This is a genomic window from Spiroplasma turonicum, from assembly GCF_001262715.1.
Lineage (GTDB): Bacteria > Bacillota_I > Bacilli_A > Mycoplasmatales > Mycoplasmataceae > Spiroplasma_A > Spiroplasma_A turonicum.
Window position 1 is genome coordinate 734,763 of the sequence record NZ_CP012328.1, and the last position, 24,822, is coordinate 759,584.

Below are 24,822 nucleotides of genomic sequence, written 5' to 3' on the forward strand. Positions count from 1 at the left end.
ATTAACTCCTTTTACTTATAAATTCTTTAATAGATTTTTTATCGTCTTTAGTAAGACCTCATTCTTTTAAATCTTCATAACCATATGATATATCTACTGAATGTATTGCATTTCAATATCCATTTTTAAAATTTAATAATGATTTATAATAACTTATATCTTTTAATTTATTAAAAAATATATCAACATCATTGTTTAAACTATTTATTCTATTATTATAATTATCAATTATTTCTTTATTATTAATATTTATCTTTTGTTTTTCTAAAGTAAGTTTTTGTTTTATATCATTTAATGTGTAATTATTATATTTTATTACTAATTCATTTCTTTTTGTTTCTAGGTTATTTGATTTTTTATTATTTAAATTATTTAATTGTTTAAATAATTTCTTTTTTTGATTCTCTTCTTTTTGTTCAACTTTTAATATTTTATTTTCGACTTTTGTAATACTTTGACTGTACTTTTCATATTTTGATAAATCAACTTTACAATCTACAAATTTTTTATTTAATGATTCTAACTCTTTTTTAAAAGAATCTTTATTGTCAATAATTAATAATGATATATATTTAAATAATTTATTTGAAACTTTTTTAGCATATTTACTTTCTATAATTCTTTCTTTATAAAAAATAATGGATAAGATTATTCCTGTTAATAAACTAACTAAAGAACCTATAATAAAATACAATTGATCAATGCCGTCTAACCCCATTGGATATAATACTCCATCACCAACAAGTCTTTTAAGTTTAGCACCAAGCATTCCCATAACTATTCCACCAGCAGCTCCTGAAATACAACCAACTAAAAATGGTCTACCTTTAGGAATGTTTACACTATATAATATAGTTTCAGTTATTCCAAAAGTTGCACTTGGCAACGTTCCAATAATTATAGATTTAAAGTTTCAATTCTTAGTCATTATTAAAACACCAATTGCAGCACCTATTTGTCCTCAAACAGCTGCTTGTCCTCCTGGTAAAATTAAACTTTCAGCACCAGTAACACCAGCTAATAATTGTGATTGTAAGGTTACATAAACAGCTACATGCACACCCATTAAAACCAGTGGTTGAATAATAAATGCAAATATTCCAACACCTAAACCAATAGGTCAATCTTCTACAAATCCTATTGCTTTTGCAACTCCTATTTCTACAAGAGATAATAATGGTCCTAAGATAAATAGAGTTGGTAAAATTGTAATTATAATTACTAATGGATATCTAAAAACTACATCAATAGTAGAAGGCATTCAAGTTTTAATTCATTTATCTACATAAGTTGATAAAAATCCTACTAATATAAAGGGTAATATTGAACCTTCATAAGATCTTATTGTAACTGGGAAGTTACCTATATTAAATAAAAATCAACCTGATACTCCATAATTTTTATTTTGAATGTATGTTCCAAATTTATATAAAGATTCATCAGTTACACCTTCTTGAAAATAAAATCTAGAAACTAATAATAAACCTAATAATGCACCTAATAAAATATTTCCTCCTAAATATTTGACTGTATTCATACAAAAGAATACTCCAACCAATACAAGACCTGTTTTACTTAATATTTTCATTATTGATGAAAACATATCTTTATCATTATTAGCATCAATTAAATTGGTGGCTGCAAATAAAGCATATATAGCTGATAAAATACCTGATGCAAGTATTATAGGAACATTTGGTGCCATTATAGCTGTTATAACACCTAAAACTCTTTTACTAAAAGGTGGTTTTATTTTTTGTTCATTATTACTAGTAGTTTGGTTTTGTTTTTTTAAAATCTCATCTTTAACTTTATAACATTCTCCACCAATGACTATTTGTAACTCTAACCCATTTCAAACAACACCTTTTACTAGTTTATTTTTTTCAATATTTTTACTATTTACTTTATTTTTATCAATGATTGAAAATCTCAATCTTGTCATGCAGTTATAGACATCTTTATAATTAATATGTCCACCAACATCATTTATAAATTGTTCAGCTGCGAGTTCATATTTACTTTTATACTCTAATAAATCAGAGTTATTAGCTTGGATTTTAACTTCTTTGAATGTTATATTGAAGATTACATCACCTTTGTTAACAACACCATAATTAATATTTGTTATTTCATATTCTTGATCACCCACAACTGTAATTGGAGTTGCTAAACTAATGTTATTGTCAACTATAAATTTAGTGTCAACATTTACTATTAATGAGTTTAAATTTATTTTATGATTTTCTTTTACTTTTACTTTAAAAGGCTTACCATTTAATTTGACTGTATCTATACCAATATGCAATAATATTTGATTTTCAAATGATTCATTTTTTATAAAATATGCATGTTTAGTTTCAAATATTTGAGATAATGTACCTTCTTTAATAACTGAATAAAAATCTTTTTCTTCAGGATAAAATAATATTCCATTTCCTAAAAATCCTTCTGAGAATACTCCATCTTTTAAATCAGATAGTTTTTCTACTCTACCTTTACAAGGTGCATAAATTTCTATATTCATATTTACCTCCTTAGTATTTTTATATAACTTAAAAACAATATAAACAATATAAAAAAAGTACTATCATTATGATAGTACTTTTAATATTTTGAACATCAAATTAAAGCCTGTTTAAAAATTTCTGGACCATAATTTAATTTACATCTATTTTTAATTTGTTTAACATATCTTGGATCAGTCGTTCACCATTTAAATAAACATAAAAAATGTAATTTATTGTAATTTATAATATTTGATTCTAAAAAATAATTTAATTTTGTAAATAATGAATTTAATTCAGTTATATTGTTATTTTTATTATAAATGTGAAATTCCTTAAAAATTGATGATCTTAAGTCTTTAAGTTCCTCTTTCTTAAACTTATCTTGATATCACATCTTTCTAAAATTATATAATTCAAACATAACACCTCTTCCTAATGATTCAGATTTAAAGTAACCAAAAGTATCTATGTTTATAATTAAAGAATTACTATTTAAAAATGTTTTAAAGTTATTTTCAAAGCAACTTAATAAATTATTTTCAGTAATTAGAAAATAATTAAACATTTTATAAATATCGATATCTTTCATATTATCAAAAATTATTTTGATATCATCTAAACTAAATCCTATATATTGTAAAAACTTTATTTTATAAAGTTTTATTAATTCATAGTCATTCATTTCTAGTTTATTGTCAATTATAGAACTATTTAACAATTTCTTATCTACATAATTTTTAATTTGTTTTAAAGAGCTATTAGTCTTGTGTCTAATGATTTTACTATTGTATTTCATAATTTTATTTTATATAAATTTATATGAATATTTATAATTTATATTCTTAATTCAGAATATTTTTAAATTTAAATTTGGTTAATGGTTCTACTACTAAATAATTTTACAGGGTACCATAACAAATGTTAAGTATGTTATTAATTGTTAAGAGTTCTACTACTACATAATTTTACAGGGTACCATAACTTTTGTCTTCTTTACTATAAGCAACATTATGTTCTACTACTACATAATTTTACAGGGTACCATAACCATCACTTCCATCATTTTGCATTTTGTAAAGTTCTACTACTACATAATTTTACAGGGTACCATAACGCAAACTTAATTCATAATTAGAATTAACTGGTTCTACTACTACATAATTTTACAGGGTACCATAACAGTAGAATCTTAATAAAATTTGATTAACATGTTCTACTACTACATAATTTTACAGGGTACCATAACTACAAGTCAATATTAAACTGTGAGTTTCTGGTTCTACTACTACATAATTTTACAGGGTACCATAACTAAAAACTTAAATAGTCTAAATGACTTAATGTTCTACTACTACATAATTTTACAGGGTACCATAACAAACCAACTTTTTTATTGTTTTTGGTTAATGTTCTACTACTACATAATTTTACAGGGTACCATAACAAGTATTAAGTAAAGCAAGGTCATTAAAAGGTTCTACTACTACATAATTTTACAGGGTACCATAACGTTCTGCAAAATTATCATATAATTTAATAGGTTCTACTACTACATAATTTTACAGGGTACCATAACCAGATAAACAATATTGGAGTAGAAATATTAGTTCTACTACTACATAATTTTACAGGGTACCATAACCGTCTAACACATAAAACAAATATTTCAAAAGTTCTACTACTACATAATTTTACAGGGTACCATAACTCATTTGCTTAATTATAGGCATTGGTTTTGGTTCTACTACTACATAATTTTACAGGGTACCATAACTTTGGTGAATTTATTAGTTAATCATTGGACGTTCTACTACTACATAATTTTACAGGGTACCATAACTACTTTCACGTATTTTTTTGGCTTCACTGTGTTCTACTACTACATAATTTTACAGGGTACCATAACATTGTTCCGGTGATAAAGTGATTTCGTAAAGTTCTACTACTACATAATTTTACAGGGTACCATAACCAGTTATTAATCTTTCTTTTTTGCCCTCCAGTTCTACTACTACATAATTTTACAGGGTACCATAACACAATGGGTTGGAAGCTAGAAACAATGGTGGTTCTACTACTACATAATTTTACAGGGTACCATAACCAAATCCTGTTGATGCTTTTGATTTAATTAGTTCTACTACTACATAATTTTACAGGGTACCATAACAACGCTATTGTAGTTGTTATTGCTTGTAATGTTCTACTACTACATAATTTTACAGGGTACCATAACGTGGTGCTTAAACCTTTTTAATTGGTTGTGGTTCTACTACTACATAATTTTACAGGGTACCATAACTTTACTTCTAAATCAAATTCTAATTCTAAAGTTCTACTACTACATAATTTTACAGGGTACCATAACGGTTAGACTGTTTTGTGAGTTTGTCTGCTAGTTCTACTACTACATAATTTTACAGGGTACCATAACTTTCTAACCATTTTTAACATGTTTTCATTGGTTCTACTACTACATAATTTTACAGGGTACCATAACGTGGAAAACTATATAAAAATACAGTGTACGGTTCTACTACTACATAATTTTACAGGGTACCATAACAAATTAACTTTTTTGGTTATTTTGGTTAATGTTCTACTACTACATAATTTTACAGGGTACCATAACATTAAAAGCAGAAACTCACAGTTTAATATTGTTCTACTACTACATAATTTTACAGGGTACCATAACTTGTTTATAGAAAGATTTTCAAAGTTAAAAGTTCTACTACTACATAATTTTACAGGGTACCATAACTATTTGCATAAAATGTTTCAAAAGTACGTTGTTCTACTACTACATAATTTTACAGGGTACCATAACAATTATTATTGTTAACAACTTTATATAAAAGTTCTACTACTACATAATTTTACAGGGTACCATAACGTGCTTTGTCATTGTGTATAGTCTCCTAAAGTTCTACTACTACATAATTTTACAGGGTACCATAACAGGTTGGTATTAATAGTAAAATAAAAAAACTGTTCTACTACTACATAATTTTACAGGGTACCATAACAAATGATAAGACACTTTTTTAGTTTTTAACGTTCTACTACTACATAATTTTACAGGGTACCATAACTTTTCAGTTTCATTTGGAAATAGCACTTTTGTTCTACTACTACATAATTTTACAAGGTACCATAACACACATTTGGCAATTCTACTTCTTTGCTAGGTTCTACTACTACATAATTTTACAGGGTACCATAACCAGATGTTAAAAATAATGTTGATAGTGTTTGTTCTACTACTACATAATTTTACAGGGTACCATAACACGCAGAGGATGAGTTAAATTCTTTAATAGGTTCTACTACTACATAATTTTACAGGGTACCATAACCAATACGACTGTTATTGAAAATATGTCTACGTTCTACTACTACATAATTTTACAGGGTACCATAACTCATTGTAGAGTTTTAATAAATGTTGAGTTGTTCTACTACTACATAATTTTACAGGGTACCATAACGTTTTAAGGTTGTTAAATTTAATGCAAATAGTTCTACTACTACATAATTTTACAGGGTACCATAACAATATAGTTATGGTTATGAGCAACCAGTTTGTTCTACTACTACATAATTTTACAGGGTACCATAACGTATCTTGGTTCATTGTTTGGCTAAAATATGTTCTACTACTACATAATTTTACAGGGTACCATAACGTATAGGTTCAGGTCTATTTTCTGCTGCAAGTTCTACTACTACATAATTTTACAGGGTACCATAACTCCTTTAAGTAATTTTTTTCTATAATTTCTGTTCTACTACTACATAATTTTACAGGGTACCATAACCTCAAATCAAGTCTTTTTAGTTAATTTTTATAAGTTTATAATATATTGGAAAACGGGATAGTTTAAATCTATTAACTTGTTGTTAAAATTAATTATAATTTTATATATATTTTCTAGTAATTCAGCTTTAAATTTATCTAAATTATCTGTATTAGAGAAATTCATATAAAACTTTAAATCATCATAAATATTTGAGAAATCAATGAAATTATTATTAATATATAATTTTAAATTTCAATAATCAATATAATCTTCAGTTAAAAATTTATCTGTTATTATTATATAGTTTTTTAGGTTTAATATTTCATCAAAATAATCTTTCATGCTATTGTAGTCTAAACCAAAAAAAGGATTTATAAAAATAAAGAATAAATTTTTATCTTCGATAACTAAAAGCAATTTTAATATTTCAATATATATACTTCTTAATTTTTTTTGATTTAATAAAACAACGTTATCATTATCGTTTTTATGGCTAATCTCTAATATTGTTTGTTCTGCGATATAATTAATTATCTGATCTTGTATTAAATAATTAAAATTGAGTTCAAATTTATTATTCAAATTATTTAATAAGTTTTCAAGAACTTTAATTTCACATAAATCAATCGTATTAATAAAACTAAATAAATTAGTTATACTCTCAGAAGAAAATGCATTATATTTTAAACATAATATAATTAAATCTTTTAGAATACTTTTATTACCACCGCAAATATCTTTTGAAAATTCGAGAAAAGAAGGTATTCTAACCAATTTACAGTTACTTTTATCTATTTGAATGTCGTTTTTACTCATACTTATATCATAATCACTTGTAGAAAATTTATTTGAAAATATTAAACTTAAACAGTTATTAATATCTTCTATCATCTCAATATCATTTAATAAAAAGATATTTTTATCAAGAAATGTAAATGTATAATTTTTATTCGTTATTTTGTTTGTAATTTTCATTATATTTCGATCAATCTCCTATCATCAATTATTAATTCTTCATTACTTTTTTTACCAACAACTACTTTTATATTTTGATATTGTTTTTCTGTTATTGTTAAAAATCTTACATTTCCTAATTTTGGAAGAAATTTATTAATTCTTTTAATTACAAAGTCTACAGACTCTTTATTGTAACAAACCTTTGAATATATTGAATATTGCATCATATGAAAGCCTTCTTTGAATAAATTATTTCTAAATGTATTATACGATCTTACATTTTGTTTAGTATCAAAAGGTAAATCATAAAAGACCATTAATCTCATGTATCTATAACTCATAATATTCAACTGATGATATAATTGGATAAAATAAATTTGAGATATCTTTTGTATCAAAATAATTTATTATCAAATCAACATATTTTTCAATGGCATTAGTTAAATAGATTTTAGTATCTCTAAATGTTATTTTTGAATTTAAAAGATTAACTAGTTCTAATTTTGTTGCTCTAGAAAAATAATCAATATTCATAACATTTTTATATACATAGTTATCAACAATTGGTCTAAATGGTTCCATTAAATCATCTGCTAAAGCAAAAGCATTATACATATTATGATGAAATAATGCTATTGATGGATGTAAACCTTTAGAAACTATTGTTCTTGCAAATGCATGTCTTAATATTGTATATCCAAAATTTAAAGCTGCATTAATATGATTTTCTTTATCTCTTGTAAAATCATGACCATATAATTCTTTAAAATAAACTTTTGCTGCATGACCTTCTCTATTAGTCACATCACTAAATTGAAGTTCTTCAATATAGTTATATAATAATTGGATTTTATTAATATCCTTTAAATTTAGTTTTAATATATCAATTTGAGCTTCAATCTTTTGTCTTACAATTTGTGTTCATAAATATAGTTTATCTTCTTTATTTCATTCAAGTTGATTATTAATAATTCTTAATTGCATATGATTTGCTTCTATTGGTTGAATAATAGAAATAGGTTTAAAATCAACATCACATATTATAGTTAAAATCTTCTTTTCTGCTAATTTATTTATTATTCTTGTAGTTATAGTTGTTTTATAATTTTCAAATAAAATTGCATTTATATCATCTAATGGAATATGATATTTCATATTATTGTTTTCAACAACAAAATTATTTAAAAATAAACTAACCCTTTCTCCATCTTTTATAATTATAGTTTTCCAAGACATAATTATAAAAAAAAGAGGAATAAATTCCTCAGTTACGGCATTAAAGCCTTATATATGATAGTCCTGTAAAATTATGTAGTAGTAGAACTCATATACAAATTAATAATACTACATTAATTTTAATTAGTCAATAACTTTTATCTTTGTTCTTGTAGAATTTGTGGTTATTAATTTGATATTTTTCATTTTCTTTACGGCATATGTTATACGTTTCTCAGAAGAAGTTTTTTTATCTAAATATTTAAATTCTAATCTTTCTGTATTTCTCGCATAACCTATAACAATAAGATGAAATAAGTTGTTATCATAATTAAATATTAATTCATTATTTTTATTTAATGTATATTTTTTTATATAAGTATTGTCGATATTTAATTTCTCTTTCATAATTTCATAATCTTTTATTTTATATTCAACATCTGATGAATAATCATTTGTTTTAAATCTAGCTACTTCATGTGTAATAGGCAAAATTTTATATAGATTGTATTTTTCAGAATAAAATAAATCTCAACCTAATGTATTTGAACCTGTCATTACTATTTCCTTATTTCTTTTGACATTTTTGAATTTATGAGTAATAGATGTATATTTTTCTACTTTTTTTCCAATATATTTTAAATATCTAATATTTGGTGGATTAGTCTCATTTGATTGTTTTACAAGTTTTTCTTTTAATTCATATACAAAATGATAAAAAGGGTTTTTAACTGGCTTATTGTCTATATCAACATCATTTACATATGCATCAAAAACTTTTTTCAAATACTCATAAGTTTTTTTATCAGATTCATAAATTGATAATTTATGCATATCAGTTGTAAATAATGATTTTAAAGTCTTAAGTTTAGCATTATCTAATGTTAATAAATCAATTTTCTCTACTTTATATAATTGATTGTTAATGTTTTTACAAGTATAAATAGTATCATTAAATAACATTGTATTTGATTTTTTTTCTACTTTTTTAGTTATTTTATAATCAAATGTTAAAATGTCTTTGATTAAATTGTTTAATTCTTCTTTTTTTATAATCTGATCTTGAGATAACTCTTCATTAGACAAACTATTAATTGTTTTACCTTCAATGATATCAATTAGTGGTGCAATAGCACATACTGTTGCATCAATAGCGTGATGTTTAAAGTCATCACGATCTTTTTTAGGTAAATGTAAATAGTTGTTTCTAATATAATGGGTAAAACTTCCATTTATTGTTTTTATTGAATAACTTTTATTTAACTCTTTTTTAAAGTATGTTAGGTAATTTTTTACTTCTAATGTTGCATATCTTGTATCGTTTAAATTACGGTTAATAAATGATTGTTTTACCTCATCATTATCAATATCATCTTCAAATACAAGATTTTCATATTTTTTATGACCATACTTACCAAAATTTTTGTTTTTAATATAATGGTTATATGCAAGAGTCTTAAATGTTAATCAATCTCTATTAATTTCTCTAAAATATTTATATGGTGTTTTTTTACCTTTTTGTTGATTTTCACTTCATAATACTAACACTTTATTAGCTCTTGAATCATCAAGTGATACTGAAAATGGAATTATATGATCAATTTCACAATAATTTGGATCATTAAGTAATCTGTCTAAAAGAATTTCTTTATTTGAATAAGCACACTTACCATCTTGTTCATTAAATAATGCTAACTTTAGTTTTGTTTTAAAGTCTTTTCTAACAGTTGAAATATTATGTTTATTTATAATTTCATTGTTTTCTTTTTCATTTTTTTTCTGAATTTCAGTTATATGTTTTCTTAAGTCTTCTGAATTTGATTCTCTAGCTAGTTCAATTACAATATCTTTTATTTCATATTCATCCATTTTTTCTATTTCTTTAATTATTTTTATACTTTCAATTAAAGATCTTTTAACAACTGGTGATATATACATATCTGATATTTTTCTTTTTAATAATGGCATTGAATTAAATCTACGATTTATTTTAATGTTATAATCGGGTTTAATGTTTTTTTCAGAGAATATTTGCATATGGTTTTTATTTTCATATCACATTTCTTCAATAGCAATATTCATTGTTTTATAACTTAAACTATGTGTTCCTGAAAGACTAATTAGTGAGATTGCTTCGGCTTGATCTTCATTTAAATCAAAACTATTAATTGATAATAATTTAGCTTTTCTTGAATCTGCTGTTTGAAATGTTGTTAATATATTTGCAATTTCATCTAATAATTTAACATTATTTAAGTTTATAAATGAATAATCTAGTTTTGAATTAATTAACACTGTTCTTAAATTATTTATAAACTCAAATTTAGTAAAATTAGGTTTGCTATCTTTATCAATTCGATAACCTTTTATACTAGATTCTTCAACATCAATTAATTTAGCAATATGTTTTAAAGTAATATTTTTATTTTTATTTCCATCATGATTAATAACTGAATCAATAATTTTGTACTTTTGTTCATAACTAAGTCCGTCATTAAACTTCTCAATTTTTAAGTTATTTAAGTCATTTAAAATGTTAAACAAATATGAAGTCATTGAATGTTTTGGAGCTCTTTTTTCACTACTATCATATGTATCATATCCAGATAATCTACTATAAAATTCTTCTTCATCTTTTCAACCATATTTACTTTTTTCAATTCTTGAACTTGTTGTAAAACCAGGTCCTTCAAAATATAGTCTTTTTCTATCAAATAAGTTTAAATAATCTTCTTTAAAAGATTCACTTATTAAATTATTAGATATTTGAATATCTAAAATTTTAATTAATTCATTTTTATATCATTCATGAGCTATTAAAGAGTCCTCTGTTTTTAAACCTCTATATTTACCATGATCTAAATAATTTTTTTGTTGTATTTCTAAAGGTAATATGTTTTCTTGAACATTTATTTGATCAAGACTTAAATTATCCATTTTAATGTTTTTTCTTTCTAATAAGTCGTCCTTAAAATTAAAACTACCCCTTTTTTTAATATAGTTGAATAATATAACCATTAATTGATCAATAGTAATTTTTTCTTTTAAAGCCTTAGTTCTTAATTCTAAAAAATTATGATTAAAATCAAGATTATAAAAATCAATTTCATTTTTTATAAAATTATATTTTTTGAATAATACTAGTAAATCTCTTTTTCTTAATATTTTTCTTCTTAAATTCCTTCTTCTTCCTCTTTGCATTCTTCTATCAGCTGTAGTTGATGATTTATTTGTTCCTGCATTGGCTTCATTGAATAATCTTGACCCAGATTTTAATATCTTTTTGTTATTTATATCAAATATTGACCAACCAACTGATGCAATTCCTATATCTAATCCTATATTTACTTTCTTCATTTTTTTATATCTCCTTATTAATTCTTTATTATTATAAGATTATTTTTTAAAAAAATATACACTTTATGTATTATAAAGGGTCACCCCAAACTACAATTATTTTAACAAATTACTCTTGTACATTTCTATAGGAGTAATTTTTAATTTATTTATTATTCTATTGTTTGAATAATTTCAGATACAATTTTCCATTCAAGATAGAAATTCTGTTTTGTTTAAAAATTTGTATCCTTTAAAATAATTTTGTTTAATAATATTAAAAAAAGTTTCTACTATTGCGTTTTGTCATGAAGCATAACCATCCGTCATACTTTGTTGTATTTTATTTGCTTTACAAAAGTCCATCATACTAATACTTCTAAATTGTGCACCTCTATCTTTATGGATAATTGAATTACATATATTGTAGTTATTTTTTAATATATATAGCGATTTTATTATTTCTTTTGTAGTTTGATTACTTGAAAAGTAAGTTTTAAAAGTAATCTAGAATAAACATCAATATATGCAAACATATATAATTTAGAATTATTAAACTTAAATTCTGATATATCTAAACATATTTTTTCCAATGGTCTTGAAGCAAAAAATTCTACTTTACCAGTAATTAATTTTTCAATAAATTTGGAGCAGTATTTACAGGTTCTTTTTTGCCACTAACATAAGATTTTCACTTTCTACTTTTTTCACAATTATCAGGAAAAAGTCCTTGACTTTTCATTGAACTTAAAACTGTTTTTCTACCAATGCCGAATTTTAAAGCTATTTTTTTATGACCTCATTTACGGTGTGTACCATATTTTAAGTCACAATCATTAAATACTAACTTTATGAATAGATCATAAGAAGCATTTCTTTTTGTTTTATAATCTTTTGAACCATTATTAACTCAACTTTTATAAGATTTAAAGTTAATGTTTAATAAATTTAATAGTCATGAAAGTTTTATATTTTTTTGCAAGTATTTACTTATTATTTTATAAAATTCAATGTTTATTTTTTGTTTTTTAAATCCTTTACCAGAGATGCTGTAAACTTTTCCATAATTTCGACCTTATTAATTAACTCTCTATTTTCCTTATTTTTATTTTGCATCTCTTTTCTTAAAAAATTTAACTCTTGTTTGATGTTTTCAAAGTTTTTTTGTTTATCAATATTGGACTTTCTACCTCTTTTTTGATCAAATAAACCAGAGATCCCACTAGTTATATACCTATTCTGTCATTGATAAATAGTACATGGTTGTTTAATATTATATTTTTCTGCTTTTTTTTTGCACTTATGTCAGATGATAAAAATTCATTTACTATTTTCATTTTTTCATCTGCAGTAAATAGTTTTGTTTTAGGCATAAAAAAGACACCCTCCTATAAAATTATATACATAATTTTTGTGTAGTTTGGGTGACCCTTTAAATTATAAAAGTATATTTAAATTATTTAATTGCATAATTAATATCATCCAATTCAGTAATAGTTTCATATATTAATTTAAAATACTCTTTTACCACTTCTTTTGATAAAGTACTATTTTTTAAAAATCCAAAAAATAATATCTATCTTATTTATTACCTAAATTGATTGTTTTTCACCTATTTTTAAATAATTCTTTATTTTAAAACCATCTTTAATACTTATTTATTTTCCATATAATTCATATTTTCACTTTTCTTACTTAGAAAATCACAAATAAAAAATAACAAAATCTTGTATTTAAATTTAAAGAAAAAAATAGAGTACTAGTATCGCCATTACTCTATTTGCCTAATTAAACAATAACATAAAAAAATAGGGTTAACCCCTATTTTTATCTTTTACATCAAGTTTACCCCATAATTCATTATAGTATATTTTTTTACTTAAATGAATTACTTAGACCAGATATCAAACCTTTAAGTAATTTATTTTTTTATTTAGATTTATACCTTTACATTATTTTAATTTTTATCATAAAATTTGGCTTATTTCCTTTCTAACAAAAAACCAGTATCTTTATACTGGTCTACTTATCTTCCTTTTTCTTTTACAAATAGTGATATATAATTCTTATTATTATTTTCAAAGCAGTATATTAATTAACTATCTAAATTAAAATTATATTTATATATAATTTGTTTAGATCATTTAATAGAATCATTAGATTCTTTAGTACAATATTTTAATTTATCATTAATGTACATATTGGTATTTAAATACGTACCAATTATTACTCAATCCTTTTTTCTTAACAAGATTTTGTTTTTCTTGTTAATAATACTTTTAGATATTGCTTTTTCTTTTTCTAAAAAACTCATCATATGTGAAAAAATAATTTCAATATCATTTATAGAAAAGACGCTTTCTTCTTTAAATTTTTTTTCTATTAATTCTAAAATAAATTTATTCTCTTTATCTTTTTTTCTATGAAAAATTTCATATGAAATTAATATATACTCCATAAATTCATCCGATAACAAATATGATTCTTTGTTGTTTAATATTTTAATAAAATTATTAATAAAATTATTAATAAATATTAGAAAATCATTAAAATTTATAATCGAATCTTCAAAAGAATTATACATTGTTTTTAAAAAAGATTCATAGTAACCTTTTTTAATTTTAAGAACTTTATACTTACTTAACGTTTCTTCTTTGTTGTTTTTTATAAAGAAATTTTTTTTAATTTTTATAGAGAATAAAATTCTGTTATTTGGTATTAAATCAAACTCTTTTTTATTTATTAAATCGTATTCTTTTTTAAGATCTAATTTAATAATATAGTTTTCCATAACTAAAAAATCATCATTATTAATAACTATATAAATATTTTCCATATATATTTTCCTTTTATATATTATATACCTTTATTTTAAATAATAAAAAATATTATATTTAATGGTCGTGAGAAATTTTAAGGGGAATTCTTAGTATTATTTTAATTAGGAATAGACCTAATTAAAAATAATATACCCATAAATTATTTAAACTGCTTAAACAATTTTTATCTAAATTCATAATATAACAGATATCCTTTAAATAAATTATAAATAAATAAATTTATTTTTTTATGAATAATAAGCGAAAATGTCCCCATTTATAATAAATGAATGGAGGAATTATGAGAAGGAACATTTTAAACACTATGAAACAAGAACAATTAAGACTAATTAGAGAAATATCTCTAAACAAAGACACAATAAAAAATACAGCTTTTTTTTAGGGTTTAGCATTAGACACACTAGAAGAAAGTTAAATGAATATAAAAACATAGGAGCAAAAGCTTTTATTCATAAAAATTCTTACAAAATACCAGCTAATAAAATTAAGCGAGACTTTAAAGATGAAATTATAGAACTATTTAAAAAGTTTTATTATGACTACAGTATCAAACATTATTGAGAAATAGTTTAAAAAGACAAAATTAGTTATTCTTCAATAAGAAAAATATTGGTGAATCAAAAAATTATGATTAAACATTGCATAGAAAAACAAAAAAAGACATCCGTAGAAGTTTAATAGAACCACAACAATTAAATTTCTTAGAAGATATTCTTTCAAAATCAATTATAACAAGCAATTCCCATCCAAGTCAAAGGCAAATAACAAAGTTTGGTAAAATTTTTGAAACTGATGCTTCAAACCATCAATGAATTAAAGGTTTGAGGTGTCATTTACACATTGTAATAGATAAAGCTAGCAAAAGAATTCTATAAGGTTATTTTAATGAAATATAAACTATTTAGAGTTATTACAATATTTATAAATTAGCATTTAAAAAGTATGGTTTGCCTGAATTAAATGTCAGTGATAATAGAAATGTTTTTAGCAGTAAAAACAACAGAGTTTATAAGGAAACAGTGTTTCAAAAACTCAATTACAGTCTTTTTTTCACTCACTAGGCATTAGAACAAAAACTACTTCTATCCCTCAAGAAAAAACATTAGTGGAAAGAAAATTCAAAACTTTACAAAATAGATGACCACAAATTATAAGAACAATGGGCTTAAAAACAATTGAGCAATTAAATGAATTTTTGCCTAAGTTAATTGACGATTATAATGAGATGTTCTCAATACCAATGACTAGTTTAGTTAATGTAACAAAGGTCTTTGAAAAAGATGAAAACATTGTATTTTCTTACAAACTGAAAGAATCATAGATAATTGTCATAGTATCAATTTTCAAAACAAAAAATGATTTGTTTGCATTGGTTTTGAACCAATCTATTTAAAACCAAAATTAAAAGTAATGGTGATGCAAACTAGTGATGGTAAGCTTTATGCAACTTATGGAAATGATGTATATAACTTTTTTTGAAGTTGAAGATTACAGATTACATGAAAATAAATATACTCTACCAAAAGAAAATCCTTGAAGGTATAATAACTGATTTTTTTTTAAAAAGAAAAGAAAAATACAAGATCTATTTATTAAATCTTGCATTTTGGGACATGATCGCTTATTATTGACATAAATTTTCCATTATATCTAATAAATTTTTATAACATAAGTCAAACTTTTTTAGATTTTCTTTTAATATAATTTCTTCAGGATCATAATAATTTAAACATTCTGTGGTTATTTCAGTTTCCGAAGCTTTATTAGATATAAAATCAATAATCAGTTCAATAAAACTAATTATTTTATTTAAAATATTAAAATATATAAATACTAATTCACAATCTATAATTCAATTCTTTCACAAAGGGTTATTTTTAATTTTCTCTTCTTTATCTTTGTATATATTTAGATAATGTATTAAATAATCGGCTATGTTATTAACAAACTTTTGTTGATCCGCTATTAAATTATCATCAAATAATTTTTGAGAATTTAAAGTATTTTCGTTATGATGTTCAATATTTTTAAATTCCTTTTCTAAAACTTGAGTTGTCGTTCTAATATCATAAATAATCAATGTTATATCATCACATCATTTAAATTCATTAAAATAATATAAAAACTTTATTTTTTTTTATTATTTTCATTTACTATGTCACTTAAACAAAAATTAATTACACATTCTAGGTTGTATCTACAATTAATTATTGTTTCTATAACATGATATTTATATTTATATTTAAATAACTCTTTTTTAATAAAATTATTGTAACTATCATCTTTTATAAAATCTATTAATTTATTAATAATTTCTAGTTTTAACTCAACACACCTAGATTTAACATTTTTCAACAAATAATACATTTTTATAAATTTATCGTATTTAAATAACATATAAATAATTTCCTTTTTTAAAATTATACCAGATTATCAAAAACCTATAGATAACTATATAAATAAATTAAAACTCCCTAATAATATTAATCGTGGTTTAATAATGAAATTTATATTTCTTTTATTTAAAGGGTCATCCCAAACTACAATTATTTTAACAAATTACTCTTGTACATTTCTATAGGAGTAATTTTTAATTTATTTATTATTCTATTGTTTGAATAATTTCAGATACAATTTTTCATTCAAGATAGAAATTCTGTTTTGTTTAAAAATTTGTATCCTTTAAAATAATTTTGTTTAATATTATTAAAAAAAGTTTCTACCATTGCTTTTTGTCATGAAGCATAAGCATCTGTCATACTTTGTTGTATTTTATTTGCTTTACAAAAGCCCATCATATTAATACTTCTAAATTGGGTACCTCTATCTGTACGGATAATTGAATTACTTATATTGTAGTTATTTTTTAATATATATAACGATTTTATTAATTCTTTTGAAGTTTTATTACTTGAAAAATAAGTTTTTAAGGTAATCTAGAATAAACATTAATATATACAAACATTTATAATTTAGAATTTTTAAGCTTAAATTCTGATATATCTAAACATATTTTTTCCAATGGTCTTGAAGAAAAAAATTCTACTTTACCAGTAATTGGATTTTTCAATAAATTTGGAGTATTATTTACATGTTCTTTTTTTGCCACTAACATAATATTTTCACTTTCTTCTTTTTTCACAATTATCGGGAAAAAGTCCTTGACTTTTCATTGAACTTAAAACTGTTTTTCTACCATTACCGAATTTTAAAGCTGTTTTTTTATGACCTCATTTACGGTGTGTACCATATTTGAAGTCATAATCATTAAATACTAGCTTTATGAATAGATCATAAGAATTAATTCTTTTTGTTTTATAATCTTTTGAACCATTATTAACTCAATTTTTATAAGTTTTAAAGTTAATGTTTAATAAATTTAATAGTCATGAAAGTCTTACATTTTTTTGCAAGTATTTACTTATTATTTTATAAAATTCAATGTTTATTTTTTGTATTTTAAATCCTTTACCAAAGATGCTGTTAACTTTTCCATAATTTCGACCTTATTAATTAACTCTCTATTTTCCTTATTTTTATTTTGCATCTCTTTTCTTAAAAAATTTAACTCTTGTTTGATGTTTTCAAAGTTATTTTGTTTATCAATATTGGATTTTCTACCTCTTTTTTGATCAAATAAACCAGAGATCCCGCTTGTTATAAACCTATTCTGTCATTGATAAATAATACATGGTTGTTTAATATTATATTTTTCTGCTATTTTTTTTTGCACTTATGTCGGATGATAAAAATTCATTTACTATTTTCATTTTTTCATCTGCAGTAAATAGTTTTGTTTTAGCCATAAAAAAGACACCCTCCTATAAAATTTAGATACATAATTTTTGTGTAGTTTGGGGTGACCCTTTATAAAAAACAACCTTTCTTTTGAATATATTAGTACTTAAAGTATCACTAATATGGTCTCTTTAAGGTTGTTTATTCTGTTATTTCAATTAAGTTTTTAATAACTTTAACACTTTAATATATTATAACTACTAAAATTGTTACAATGCATTTAAAATAATGTTAAATAATTTAAAATGAAATATTATTGAGATAAATTATAGAATAACTTAAAATTTAATTATTAATTTAACAATAATAAATTAATCATTTAAGTTTTGTTATAATTCTAGTAAATATAAGGAGTGCATTATGAAAAAATTTATAGTTGATAAAAGTGTATTTGAATCTATTGAAAATTTAAGTATTTTCATTTTAGTAGTTAAAAATGTAAAAAATAAATACGATGAAAAAAATAAATATAGGAAACTTATAAACGAATCAATAATAAACGCTAGAAAGTACATAACTAATGAAGTTTTTAGCGAAAATAAAATTATAAAAAAATGAAGAAATATTTTATCTTGCATAAAAACTAAAAAAGGTTCAAGATCATCAATTGAATCATTGCTAAAAAGAGTTAAAAATAATAATGAAATAAATAATATAAATCCACTAGTAGACTTATACAACTCTGTTTCACTATTATATGGTGTTCCATTAGGTGGAGAAGATTTAGATAAGATTAAAGGTGATATATATTTAACAAAAGCACATGGAGGAGAATACTTTATAACTTTAGGGTGTGAAAAAAATGAACCACCATTAGTAGATGAAGTCATTTATAAGGATAAAGAAGGTGCAATTTGTAGATCATTAAATTGAAGAGAAGCAACAAGAACAATGCTATCTGAAGAAACAATTAATGCTATATTTTTTCTAGAAGAAACAACTGATATTGAAAATGCAAAAAAAGCAATCAATCAATTAAATAAGCTAATAAAAATTTATTTGAGTGTAGAAGGTGAAATTTATTGTGTTAATAAAAACAATGTTATTGCAACTATTACTTAATCTTTAAAAAAATATAATCTTTTAAAGGGTCACCCCAAACTACAATTATTTTAACAAATTACTCTTGTACATTTCTATGGGAGTAATTTTTTAATTATTTATTATTCTATTGTTTGAATAATTTCAGATACAATTTTCCATTAAAGATAGAAATTCTGTTATGTTTGAAAATTTATATCCTTTAAAATTTTGTTTAATAATATTAAAAAAGTTTCTACTATTGTGGTTTGTTATGAAGCATAACCATCCATACTTTGTTGTATTTTATTTTGCTTTACAAAAGTCCATCATACTAATACTTCTAAATTTGGCTCCTCTATCTGTATAAAAAATTGAATTACATATATTGTAGTTATTTTTTAATATATATAACGATTTTATTAATTCTTTTGTAGTTTGATTACTTGAAAAATAAGTTTTTAAAGATAATCTAGAATAAACATCAATATATGCAAACATATATAATTTAGAGTTATTAAGCTTAAATTCTGATATATCTAAACATATTTTTTCCAATGGTCTTGAAGCAAAAAATTCTACTTTACCAGTAATTGGATTTTTCAAGAAATTTGGAGCAGTATTTACAGGTTCTTTTTTGCCACTAACATAAGATTTTCACTTTCTTCTTTTTTCACAATTATCAGGAAAAAGTCCTTGACTTTTCATTGAACTTAAAACTGTTTTCCTACAAATGCCAAATTTTAAAGATATTTTTTTATGACCTCATTTACGGTGTGTAACATATTTTAAGTCGCAATCATTAAATACTAACTTTATGAATAGATCATAAGAAGTATTTCTTTTTGTTTTATAATCTTTTGAACCATTATTAACTCAATTTTTATAAGTTTTAAAGTTAATGTTTAATAAATTTAATAGTCATGAAAGTTTTATATTTTTTGCAAGTATTTACTTATTATTTTATAAATTCAATGTTTATTTTTTGTTTTTTTAAATCCTTTACCAGAGATGCTGTAAACTTTTCCATAATTTCGACCTTATTAATTAACTCTCTATTTTCCTTATTTTTATTTTGCATCTCTTTTCTTAAAAAATTTAACTCTTGTTTGATGTTTTCAAAGTTATTTTGTTTATCAATATTGAATTTTCTACCTCTTTTTTGATCAAATAAACCAGAGATCCCGCTAGTTATATACCTATTCTGTCATTGATAAATAGTACATGTTTGTTTAATATTATATTTTTCTGCTAATTTTTTTGCACTTATGTCAGATGATAAAAATTCATTTACTATTTTCATTTTTTCATCTGCAGTAAATAGTTTTGTTTTAGCCATAAAAAAGACACCCTCCTATAAAAATTATATACATAATTTTTGTGTAGTTTGGGTGACCCTTTACATAGATATATATTAATTATAAATATGAAATTAAGAATAAATTTACTATTTTTGTGATATGTAATTCTTAAATCAATAATAACTATCTTTTAAGAATCTTTTATTAGTTCCATTTCCTAAATCATCTAAGTCCACATAAATTAAACCATATCTTTTTGACATTTCATTTGTTACACTTGAAACAGAATCGATTGGAGATCAAAGTAAATATCCAAAAACATTTACTCCATCTTTAATTGATTCTAATAATTGTTCTATATGATCTTTTAAATAAGATATTCTATAATTATCATTTACTTTATGATCTTTAGTTAAGTCATCTTTGAAACCAACACCATTTTCTGCTATTAATAATGGTAAATTATATCTATCTCATAGATCATTTAATATATATCTCAAACCTAATGGATCAATTTGTCAACCTCAATCATTTTCAGTTAAAAATGGGTTTTTGCTTAATGTAATAAGATTTGCTTCAACTTCCTCAGTTTTTTCAACTGAGTTAATACTTGTCATATAGTAACTAAAAGATATGAAATCAACATTGTTATTTGAAATTATTTTTAATTCATCATCTTTAATATCAATACTAATATTATTATCTTTTCAATATTTTAATATATAGTTTGGATAAATACCTTTACACATTACATCTAAATATAAATACATTTTTAATTGTTGATCTTTTTGATTTAATATAACATTATCAGGTTTAGAATTTATTGGATAACTTGGAAATGACGCTATCATGCATCCAATTTTAAAGTTACTATTTATAATTTTTGCAATTTTAATTGCTTTAGAATTTGCAATAAATAAGTTATGAAGAGATATATATGAAGATTGTAAGATATTGTCTTCATTATCAATTATTAAACCTGCACCAACTCATGGTGAAAACAATGCTGCGTTTATTTCATTAAAAGGTATTCAATAAGTTATTTCATTTTTAAATTCTTTAAATACAACTTTAGCATATTCAATAAATAAATCTATAACTTTTTTGTTTTTTCATCCGCCATACTTTTCAACTATTTTAAAAGGCAAATCAAAATGAGATAATGTAATAATAGGTTCTATTTTATATTTTTTAAATTCCATTATTACATTGCGATAAAATTCTAATCCTTTTTGATTTACTACTCCATCATCACAATTTGGTATAATTCTTGCTCATGAAATAGATATTCTAAAAGAGTTTATTCCTAGCTCAGACAAAAGTTTAATATCTTCTTTATAAGTATTATAAAAGTTAATACCCAATCTCTTTGGAAAATATAATTCATTAAAATTTTCTAAAGCGTTTCTAAGCTTAGAGTTTGTCATTTTCTTTATTTCACTAATCGTCTTTTTTTTATCTAAAACTAATTCATAATATTTTAAATCAGCAACTGTTAATGACTTGCCATCAATATTATATGCACCTTCTGTTTGCGGTGCAGATGAGGAACCACCCCACAAAAAATATTTTGTAAATTTCATATTAAACCTGCTTCCTACTTAGATTTAATAATTTATCTTTTTTTTCAGTATATTGAAATATTATGTCTAGCTCATGAATAGAATTAAAATAATTATTTTTTATAAGTTCTATTTTTTCATTTTTTTGTTTATCTTTTAGATCATTAATTAAATCATTTACATTATTCATAAATTTATCTTGAAATTTAATAAAAGACTCTTTAGAGAATTTATAGTCTAAATTAATATTATTTATTTTTTCTTCATAATATTTTTCTTTATTTTTATTTTGAATATTAGTTAACAAATTGGTCAATTTAACAACTTTAATATTTTTCGCTTTTGATTTTAATTGGTCAATTTCTATATTTAACTTTATTATCTTTTCATTATCAATATCATTTTTATGATTCAATTTTGTTTCTAATCTTGACAATTTAGTAAAATAAATTTTACAATTTTTAATAAGCTTTTTATTATCTTTTGTTACTAAGATTTTTTCAGATAAACTTTTTAATAATTTATTTGCATCTTCTTTATTTAAATTATTAAATTTAACTAAGTACTTTACCAATAATTTATTGTTACTTTTTATTAAAGAAATTTCATCTCTTTTTTCTTTAAATAATATAAATGTTAATAAGTATGAACAACAAATTGATATAACTGTTCCTAAGAAAAATAAACTAATTTGATATGCACCACCAGGAATAAATCTTGTAATGCCTAAAAGTCCCATACCACCTGGTACTAAACCTTGGATTTTAAGTAATCCAGTTACTAAACCTGCAATTCCAGCACCAAGACACCCTATTAAAAATGGTACTAAACGTGGTAAAGTAATTCCATAAATGATAGGTTCAGTTATACCGACAACTGCAGCAGGCATAGATGAATAGGCAACTTCTTTAACTTTATAATTATTTGTTGTCATACCTACACATAATGCAGCACCAAGTTGTCCAAATATACCAAATGCTGAAGCAGCATATAATGAATTAGGCAAATTTTGTATAACAGCCATTATAACAGGTACATGCATACCTGTAAGAACTAAAGGTTGTCATAAAATTGCAAATAACATTGTGCCAATTCCAAATGGAGCATCACTAATAAAGATAACGCCTTTACCAATTAAACCTTCAAGAACTCCAAGTATAGGACCCAATATAAACATAACTGAAATCATTGTTATGATAAATGACAATGCTGTTCTAAAACAAATATCTACCGCAGTGGGCATTCAAGATTTTACCCATTTATCTGCATAAACATATATGGCACCAGCAACAACTTGTGGAATTATAGAATTATAATAACCTCCTAATTTTATTTTTATAAAGCCTCAATCAAATAGAGTATAACTAATACCTCAAAATAAATATGGACTTGCTATTGCTATACCAACCATAGCACCAACAACTATATTTCCCTTTAAATACTTAACTGTACTAATGCAAAAAAATATACCCAACATACCTATGCCAAGTTCAGCAGTTATATACATAAATGCAGAAAATACTGATGCTGTTTTCATTTGCTCATAATTTTTTATATCTTGAATTAATTTTGTTTCAATAAATATAGACTTTATAGCCATTAATATACCTGCGGCCAGTATAATTGGAAGAGTTGGTGTAACAACACCGCTTAAGAATGCCAAAATTTTGTCTTTAACTTTTTTATTTTTTGATAATGTTTCAAATTTAACTTTATTATCTATTTTTATTTTTTTGTCAAAAACTTCTTTAACCTTTAGAACGTTGCCACCAATAATAATTTGTAACTCATGTCCACTTCAATTTATTCCTTTAACTATAGGAATTTTTTTTAATTCTTGTTCATTAACTAAACTTTTATCTATAATATCGAATCTTAATCTAGTCATACAATTGTAATAATTAGAATAGTTAAATTCTTTGCCTACTAATTCATTTATTGATAGAGCAGCTTCTTCAAATTTACTTACAAGTTTATCATTTGAAAAGTTTTGCTTCTTAAGCTTTTCAAAATATCCAATTTCTTCACCTATTTTTACTTTACCGGTTTTTGTTAAATTAAACTTATAATTTATATTTTCATTTAAATCAAATACAATTGGTGTTTGTAATGATAAGTTATTGGACTTAATTAATTCTAAATCTACTTCTAATATTAAATCACTTTTATTTACTAACTGGCCTACATTTTTTATGTATTTAAATGGCTTACCTTTAAGTTTTACTGTATCTAACCCTACATGATACATAACTTTTGGACCGTTTAAACTTTCTAGAAAAAAAGCATGTTTTGTCTCAAAAATCATTAATATATTAGCTTTATCAAATATGCTTCCAAAGTTTCCATTATCGGGTATTACATAAAAACCATCACCAAGTAATTTATCTGAAAATGCTTTATCATCACATTTAGTTATTGAGTCAATAACCCCATCAACAGGTGAATATACTTTTATATATTCCATAAATATACCTCCTTAA

The 24,822-nt window shown here is 23.0% G+C and carries 24 protein-coding genes and 1 CRISPR repeat array; of the genes, 3 read left to right on the forward strand and 21 right to left on the reverse strand.

The features are described from left to right. Window position 1 precedes the first annotated feature (1 nt). From STURON_RS03245 to STURON_RS03285, 11 genes are all read right to left on the reverse strand, one after another. The gene (locus STURON_RS03245; protein ID WP_075048449.1) at window positions 2-2,527 is read right to left on the reverse strand and encodes a PTS sugar transporter subunit IIABC; all 2,526 of its coding nucleotides are present in this window, start codon (window positions 2,525-2,527) and stop codon (window positions 2-4) included. A gap of 80 nt (window positions 2,528-2,607) precedes the next feature. Continuing rightward, complete coding sequence (locus tag STURON_RS03250; protein ID WP_075048450.1) at window positions 2,608-3,306, reverse strand: MerR family transcriptional regulator; 699 nt, start codon at window positions 3,304-3,306, stop codon at window positions 2,608-2,610. Window positions 3,307-3,390: 84 nt separating this feature from the next. Next, a CRISPR array of direct repeats spans window positions 3,391-6,331; the repeat unit is 36 nt; unit sequence GTTCTACTACTACATAATTTTACAGGGTACCATAAC. A gap of 27 nt (window positions 6,332-6,358) precedes the next feature. Continuing rightward, window positions 6,359-7,288, reverse strand: coding sequence for a hypothetical protein (locus tag STURON_RS03255; protein WP_075048451.1), 930 nt, complete (start codon window positions 7,286-7,288; stop codon window positions 6,359-6,361). Further along, the gene (gene cas2 / locus STURON_RS03260) at window positions 7,288-7,587 is read right to left on the reverse strand and encodes a CRISPR-associated endonuclease Cas2 (RefSeq protein WP_201775730.1); all 300 of its coding nucleotides are present in this window, start codon (window positions 7,585-7,587) and stop codon (window positions 7,288-7,290) included. The genes STURON_RS03255 and cas2 overlap by 1 nt, the downstream gene beginning before the upstream one ends. A gap of 13 nt (window positions 7,588-7,600) precedes the next feature. Then, window positions 7,601-8,506: a type II CRISPR-associated endonuclease Cas1 gene (cas1, locus tag STURON_RS03265; protein WP_075048453.1), complete on the reverse strand. Its 906-nt coding sequence runs from the start codon at window positions 8,504-8,506 to the stop codon at window positions 7,601-7,603. A gap of 123 nt (window positions 8,507-8,629) precedes the next feature. Next, window positions 8,630-11,842, reverse strand: coding sequence for a type II CRISPR RNA-guided endonuclease Cas9 (gene cas9, locus STURON_RS03270; RefSeq protein WP_075048454.1), 3,213 nt, complete (start codon window positions 11,840-11,842; stop codon window positions 8,630-8,632). Window positions 11,843-11,938: 96 nt separating this feature from the next. Beyond that, window positions 11,939-12,190, reverse strand: coding sequence for a hypothetical protein (locus STURON_RS03275; RefSeq protein ID WP_075048455.1), 252 nt, complete (start codon window positions 12,188-12,190; stop codon window positions 11,939-11,941). Window positions 12,191-12,279: 89 nt separating this feature from the next. Then, window positions 12,280-12,414: a hypothetical protein gene (locus STURON_RS05950; RefSeq protein ID WP_269078822.1), complete on the reverse strand. Its 135-nt coding sequence runs from the start codon at window positions 12,412-12,414 to the stop codon at window positions 12,280-12,282. Between the two features lie 35 nt (window positions 12,415-12,449). After that, window positions 12,450-12,803, reverse strand: a complete 354-nt coding sequence (locus tag STURON_RS03280) for a hypothetical protein (protein ID WP_075048456.1) — start codon at window positions 12,801-12,803, stop codon at window positions 12,450-12,452. A 244-nt stretch (window positions 12,804-13,047) separates the two neighbouring features. Beyond that, window positions 13,048-13,194: a hypothetical protein gene (locus STURON_RS05785; RefSeq protein ID WP_156412827.1), complete on the reverse strand. Its 147-nt coding sequence runs from the start codon at window positions 13,192-13,194 to the stop codon at window positions 13,048-13,050. A 722-nt stretch (window positions 13,195-13,916) separates the two neighbouring features. After that, window positions 13,917-14,657, reverse strand: a complete 741-nt coding sequence (locus STURON_RS03285; RefSeq protein WP_075048457.1) for a hypothetical protein — start codon at window positions 14,655-14,657, stop codon at window positions 13,917-13,919. A gap of 642 nt (window positions 14,658-15,299) precedes the next feature. Here STURON_RS03285 and STURON_RS03290 point away from each other — a divergent pair. Together STURON_RS03290 and STURON_RS03295 are read left to right on the forward strand one after the other, a co-directional pair. Beyond that, complete coding sequence (locus STURON_RS03290) at window positions 15,300-15,536, forward strand: hypothetical protein (protein WP_075048458.1); 237 nt, start codon at window positions 15,300-15,302, stop codon at window positions 15,534-15,536. 230 nt (window positions 15,537-15,766) lie between these two features. Continuing rightward, window positions 15,767-15,982, forward strand: coding sequence for a hypothetical protein (locus tag STURON_RS03295; RefSeq protein ID WP_075048459.1), 216 nt, complete (start codon window positions 15,767-15,769; stop codon window positions 15,980-15,982). A gap of 303 nt (window positions 15,983-16,285) precedes the next feature. Here the strand turns inward: STURON_RS03295 and STURON_RS03305 are convergent, their stop codons facing one another. The 6 genes from STURON_RS03305 to STURON_RS03325 all read right to left on the reverse strand — a co-directional run bounded on the left by STURON_RS03305 (window position 16,286) and on the right by STURON_RS03325 (window position 18,394). After that, window positions 16,286-16,741, reverse strand: coding sequence for a hypothetical protein (locus STURON_RS03305; RefSeq protein ID WP_075048461.1), 456 nt, complete (start codon window positions 16,739-16,741; stop codon window positions 16,286-16,288). Between the two features lie 47 nt (window positions 16,742-16,788). Next, window positions 16,789-17,058, reverse strand: coding sequence for a hypothetical protein (locus STURON_RS03310; RefSeq protein WP_075048462.1), 270 nt, complete (start codon window positions 17,056-17,058; stop codon window positions 16,789-16,791). Window positions 17,059-17,207: 149 nt separating this feature from the next. Next, window positions 17,208-17,459, reverse strand: coding sequence for a hypothetical protein (locus STURON_RS03315; RefSeq protein ID WP_075048463.1), 252 nt, complete (start codon window positions 17,457-17,459; stop codon window positions 17,208-17,210). A gap of 167 nt (window positions 17,460-17,626) precedes the next feature. Beyond that, window positions 17,627-17,770, reverse strand: a complete 144-nt coding sequence (locus STURON_RS05790) for a hypothetical protein (protein ID WP_158500515.1) — start codon at window positions 17,768-17,770, stop codon at window positions 17,627-17,629. Continuing rightward, complete coding sequence (locus STURON_RS03320; protein ID WP_075048464.1) at window positions 17,745-18,074, reverse strand: hypothetical protein; 330 nt, start codon at window positions 18,072-18,074, stop codon at window positions 17,745-17,747. Before STURON_RS03320 ends, STURON_RS05790 begins: the two co-directional genes overlap by 26 nt. A gap of 32 nt (window positions 18,075-18,106) precedes the next feature. Next, the gene (locus STURON_RS03325; RefSeq protein WP_075048465.1) at window positions 18,107-18,394 is read right to left on the reverse strand and encodes a helix-turn-helix domain-containing protein; all 288 of its coding nucleotides are present in this window, start codon (window positions 18,392-18,394) and stop codon (window positions 18,107-18,109) included. 425 nt (window positions 18,395-18,819) lie between these two features. On the opposite strand from STURON_RS03325, the gene STURON_RS03330 reads away from it, so the two are divergent. Beyond that, entirely contained in the window at window positions 18,820-19,521 is a 702-nt protein-coding gene (locus tag STURON_RS03330) for a B3/B4 domain-containing protein (protein WP_075048466.1), read from the forward strand. Between the two features lie 264 nt (window positions 19,522-19,785). Here the strand turns inward: STURON_RS03330 and STURON_RS03335 are convergent, their stop codons facing one another. The 4 genes from STURON_RS03335 to STURON_RS03350 all read right to left on the reverse strand — a co-directional run bounded on the left by STURON_RS03335 (window position 19,786) and on the right by STURON_RS03350 (window position 24,806). Beyond that, on the reverse strand, window positions 19,786-20,187 hold the full coding sequence (locus STURON_RS03335; protein WP_075048467.1) for a DDE-type integrase/transposase/recombinase: 402 nt from the start codon (window positions 20,185-20,187) through the stop codon (window positions 19,786-19,788). A 250-nt stretch (window positions 20,188-20,437) separates the two neighbouring features. Further along, window positions 20,438-20,818: a helix-turn-helix domain-containing protein gene (locus STURON_RS03340; protein WP_075048468.1), complete on the reverse strand. Its 381-nt coding sequence runs from the start codon at window positions 20,816-20,818 to the stop codon at window positions 20,438-20,440. A gap of 108 nt (window positions 20,819-20,926) precedes the next feature. Further along, window positions 20,927-22,363, reverse strand: coding sequence for a glycoside hydrolase family 1 protein (locus tag STURON_RS03345; protein ID WP_075048469.1), 1,437 nt, complete (start codon window positions 22,361-22,363; stop codon window positions 20,927-20,929). Between the two features lies 1 nt (window position 22,364). Beyond that, the gene (locus STURON_RS03350; RefSeq protein ID WP_075048470.1) at window positions 22,365-24,806 is read right to left on the reverse strand and encodes a PTS glucose transporter subunit IIABC; all 2,442 of its coding nucleotides are present in this window, start codon (window positions 24,804-24,806) and stop codon (window positions 22,365-22,367) included. Window positions 24,807-24,822: the final 16 nt, after the last annotated feature.